Here is a 3,429-nt window from a genome sequence, read left to right as displayed (position 1 = left end):
TCGACCACCCGTTCAACCCGATCTCCCTCGCCCTCGGCGCCGAGGCGAGCTTCGTGGGGCGCGCGCTGGACTCCGACCGCAAGGGCCTCACCGAGGTCCTCGGCGCCGCCGCCGCCCACCGCGGCTCCGCCCTGGTCGAGATCTTCCAGGACTGCCCGATCTTCAACGACGGCTCCTTCGACGTCCTGCGCAAGCCGGAGACCAAGGAGCAGCGGCTGGTCCACGTCCGCGACGGGGAGCCGATCACCTTCGGGCCCGAGGACGACAAGTTCGCCGTCGTGCAGCGCGGGTTCCGGCTCGAGGTCGTCAAGGCCGCCGAGGTCGACCCGAGCGAGATCGTGGTCCACGACGCGGGCAACCACGAGCTCGCCTTCGCCCTGTCCCGGCTGTCGGACCAGGACCTCAACCACACCGTCACGGGCATCTTCCGCAACGTCGACCGCACCACCTACGACGACGCCGCCCGCGCCCAGGTCCGGCAGGCCACCGAGGCCGCCGCGAGCAAGCCCGGCGGCACGGACCTGCAGGCCCTGCTCACCGGCCGCGACACCTGGACCGTCGCCGGCTGACGCGATCGCACGGTTCCACGGCGGCCCGGCTCTGATCCCAGAGCCGGGCCGCTGCGTTCTCGCAGCTCGCCGTCGTGCACCGCCGCCCGCCGGCTCAGTGCCGCCCGAGCAGGTTGTCCGAGACGTGCTCGAGGTGCCGGCGCATCCCCGCCGCGGCGGCCTCCGGGTCGCGATCGCACAGCGCCTCGACGATCGCCGTGTGCTCCTCGTGGTAGCAGCGGCGGCGCTCCGGGCTGGAGGTCCGGCGCTTGAGGGTGCCCCACACCGGCAGGGCACGGGCGGTGTTGAGCACGTCGAACATGTTCATGAGCAGGCCGTTGTGCGCGGCTTTGGCGATGGCGCGGTGCAGCCGCGCGTCCCACGACTCGAAGCCCTCGAAGTCCTCGCTGGCGCCGCCGCCGGCCAGGCACTCCCCGATCCGGTCGAGGTCGGCCTGGGTGGCGACGCGCGCGGCGAGCGCGGCGACCCCCGGCTCGAGGAGCAGCCGGACCTGCATGATCTCGGCCGGGCTGGTGTCGGCCGGGGCGCCGTCGACCTGCTGGACCGCGGCCTCGGTGAGGAAGGTCCCGCGGCCCACGTGCCGGATGACCACTCCGTCCCGCTCGAGGGTCTCCAACGCCCGGCGGATCGCCGAGCGCGGGGCCGCCAGCTGCTCGACCAGGGCCCGCTCGGTCGGCAGCTTGGAGCCCGGCCCGAACCTGCCGTCCTGGGCGCCCTCGGCCAGCAGGGCACGCAGGGACTGCTCGACCGTCTGCACCGCACCACCATACCGGGCTGAACGAACCAATCAAGACCAATCGGCGAGGAGCAGACCGGCACGTTCCGGCTCTCGACAGGCGTCCGTGCGCGGCGTACGGTCGTGCCCGGCCTGATTGGTTCGATTGGTTCAGATTGGTTCGGACATGAAGCTGGTGATCTTCGCCCCCGGTGGAGCGGCACCCCGGGTCGGCGTGGCCGACGACGACGCGGGTGAGGTCCGTGACGTCGCCGCCCTCCTCCCGCCGGGCGCGGGGCTGCTCGAGGTGATCGACGGCTGGGCCGAGTTCGGCCCGCTGCTGGCGGAACGGTCGGCGTCGCTGCCGGCCCGGCCGCTGGACTCGGTGCGCCTCCTCGCGCCCCTCCCCGTGCCGCGGCGCGACGTCTTCTGTGTGGGCAAGAACTACCGGGAGCACGTCGCCGAGTTCGGTCGCAGCGGCTACGACCAGCCCGACCGCTCCGAGGCGCTGCCGGAGCACCCGGTGGTGTTCGCGAAGGCGACGACCTCGGTGACCGGGCCGTACGACGACGTGCTGTCCCACGCGGGCGTCACCGCGGAGCTGGACTACGAGGCCGAGCTCGCCGTGATCATCGGCACCGGCGGGCGCGGCATCTCCCGCGAGGCCGCGTTCGACCACGTGTGGGGCTACACCGTGATCGACGACGTCACCGCCCGCGACCTGCAGCGCACGCACAAGCAGTGGCTGCTGGGCAAGTCGCTGGACACGCACTGCCCGATGGGGCCCTACGCGGTGTCGGCCGACGAGGTGCCCGACGTGACCGCGCTGCAGGTCGAGAGCCGCGTCAACGGCGAGCTCCGCCAGTCGGCTGCGGTCAAGGACCTCATCTTCGACATCCCGGAGCTGATCGCGACGATCTCGGCCGGCATCACCCTGCTGCCCGGCGACGTGATCGCCACCGGCACCCCCGCCGGCGTCGGCATCGGGTTCGACCCGCCGAGGTTCCTCGAGCCCGGCGACGTCGTCGAGGTGTCGGTCACCGGGCTCGGCACGCAGCGCAACCGCATCGCCTGACCGCGCACCACCCCCCACCACACGAAGGAGAGACGTGAAGGTCAACGGCAAGGAACTCGCCGTGGAGATCGAGGGCGAGGGGCCGGCGGTCCTGTTCGTGCACGGACTCGGCGGGACCTCGAACTTCTACCAGGTCCAGGCCGACGCGCTCGCCGGCTCGCACACCGTGATCCGGGTCGACTCGGCCGGCGCCGGGCGCTCCCCGGTCGCCGACGGCATCGCCGTCGGGTCGCACGCCGACGACCTGGCCGGCGTGCTCGACCAGGCCGGCGTCGAGTCCGCGCACGTGGTCGGGCACTCGATGGGCACCCTGGTGGTGCGCGAGTTCGCCCGGCGGTACCCGGACCGGGTCACCTCCCTGACCCTGCTCGGCGCGGTCCGCGAACCCGCCGAGGCCGGTCGGCAGGCCCAGCGGGACCGGGCCGCGGTCCTGCGGGAGAAGGGCACCGCCGCGGTCGCCCCCGGCGTCGTCGCCAACGCGGTGTCCGAGACGACCCGGACCGAGAAGCCCGAGGTCGCCGCGTTCGTGCGCGAGCTGGTCATGCGCCAGGACCCGGAGGGCTACGCCCGCAACTGCGAGGCCCTCGCCGCCGCCACCGACCCCGGTCCGGTCGACCCGGCGCTGCCGCTGCTGCTGATCACCGGCGACGACGACAAGGTCGGTCCGCCCGAGGCGAGCCGCGAGCTCGCCGAGGCCCACGGCTCCGCCGTCGTCGAGGTGCTGCCCGGCATCGGCCACTGGACGGCGCTCGAGGCCGCCGGCCCCGTCACCGACCACCTGCGCAAGTTCCTCTGACCCACCCCGCCCGGGACCATCCCGCCAGACCCTCAAGGAAGAGGAGGGCACCGTGCCCACCACGACCAGCAAGATCCTGTTCCGCGACGTCTCGATCCTCGACTCCACCGGCGCCGACCCCTACCGCGGGGACGTGCTGGTCGAGGACGACCGCATCGCGGCGGTCGGCACCGTCGACCCCGCCCGCGCCGACGGCGCGCGTGTGGTGGAGGGCCGCGGCCGGACGCTGATGTCCGGGCTCTGCGACGCCCATACGCACTTCTCCTGGAACAAC

Annotated in this window: 3 protein-coding genes and 2 pseudogenes; 4 read left to right on the top strand and 1 reads right to left on the bottom strand. The window is 73.3% G+C overall.

Going from position 1 to position 3,429, the window contains the following annotated elements; genetic code table 11:
* Positions 1 to 569 (top strand): annotated as a pseudogene (locus ABD990_RS34025) (2-oxoacid:ferredoxin oxidoreductase subunit beta); the annotation flags it as partial.
* 94 nt (positions 570 to 663) lie between these two features.
* Here ABD990_RS34025 and ABD990_RS34020 read toward each other — a convergent pair.
* A complete protein-coding gene (locus ABD990_RS34020; protein WP_345384925.1) occupies positions 664 to 1,326 on the bottom strand; it encodes a FadR/GntR family transcriptional regulator in 663 nt (220 codons plus the stop codon).
* 145 nt (positions 1,327 to 1,471) lie between these two features.
* Between ABD990_RS34020 and ABD990_RS34015 the strand changes: the two genes are divergently transcribed.
* The 3 genes and pseudogenes from ABD990_RS34015 to ABD990_RS34005 all read left to right on the top strand — a co-directional run.
* Positions 1,472 to 2,359: a fumarylacetoacetate hydrolase family protein gene (locus ABD990_RS34015; RefSeq protein WP_345384924.1), complete on the top strand. Its 888-nt coding sequence runs from the start codon at positions 1,472 to 1,474 to the stop codon at positions 2,357 to 2,359.
* Between the two features lie 34 nt (positions 2,360 to 2,393).
* Positions 2,394 to 3,155 carry an alpha/beta fold hydrolase gene (locus ABD990_RS34010; RefSeq protein WP_345384923.1) on the top strand — a complete coding sequence of 254 codons (762 nt, stop codon included), beginning with the start codon at positions 2,394 to 2,396 and terminating at the stop codon, positions 3,153 to 3,155.
* A 52-nt stretch (positions 3,156 to 3,207) separates the two neighbouring features.
* Positions 3,208 to 3,429: pseudogene (locus tag ABD990_RS34005) on the top strand (amidohydrolase family protein); the annotation flags it as partial.

The sequence above is a fragment of the Pseudonocardia yuanmonensis genome, assembly GCF_039542425.1.
GTDB classification, from domain to species: domain Bacteria; phylum Actinomycetota; class Actinomycetes; order Mycobacteriales; family Pseudonocardiaceae; genus Pseudonocardia; species Pseudonocardia yuanmonensis.
The sequence above is the reverse complement of the archived record's forward strand: the minus strand, read 5'-3'. Positions and strand labels throughout refer to the sequence as shown.